Annotated in this window: 1 pseudogene; it reads left to right on the top strand. The window is 35.8% G+C overall.

Annotation, left to right across the window (positions count from 1 at the left end):
* Positions 1-367: 367 nt before the first annotated feature.
* Positions 368-693: pseudogene (locus GQR52_RS20370) on the top strand (hypothetical protein); the annotation flags it as partial.

Below are 693 nucleotides of genomic sequence, written 5' to 3' on the forward strand. Positions count from 1 at the left end.
AGATAAGGAAAGGTAAGTTTTTAACATAAAAAGTAGATTTTATGGCACAGTTTAGCTTGCACAATTAGAGTGGCTGTCTAGTTTAATTCTTTCTGGACGCCTGAGCCCGAGCGAAAACAAACACTTAATTGGAAATACAAAGCGAAACGTTTATTTATGCAATTAACGTGTGGGATACCTTAAGTACCTTTTATGGCGGGATTTAGTTTATATAATAAGAATGGCTGTCTAGTTTTATTATCACAATGAGAGTGAAAAATCAGGGCTGCATTTTTTAATGATGACCGCAAGTAAAGCCATCGCATTGGTCAAGTGTTCAGCCAAGCAGTAATTAATTTATAAGAAGTAGGTTGTTAAAGGAATAACTATGAACATAGATGATAAAAACGCAGAGGACGAAAGAATACTTGGTGAGCTAGTTAAGCGCTATATTGCTGAAGAGGAAGATGGCTTAACTCACGAAGAACGAGAAAAAATAAAAAGAGAAAACCGTATTAACGCAATTAAACAGTGGTGCGTTGATAACCCAAATAGAGACCCAACAAGAGCGAAAGATAAAACCATAAAGCAACTGGCCTTAGACGAAGAAGATGTAGTGCGCATTGAAGAATTTAGAAAAAATAACCCTGAAAAAATGCTAGAAATCGAAAGGAGAGGCGATAACAAAAGTAAATACCGTGATAATAGACAAAC

The organism is Pseudoalteromonas sp. 31A1, from assembly GCF_011378815.1.
GTDB classification, from domain to species: domain Bacteria; phylum Pseudomonadota; class Gammaproteobacteria; order Enterobacterales; family Alteromonadaceae; genus Pseudoalteromonas; species Pseudoalteromonas arctica.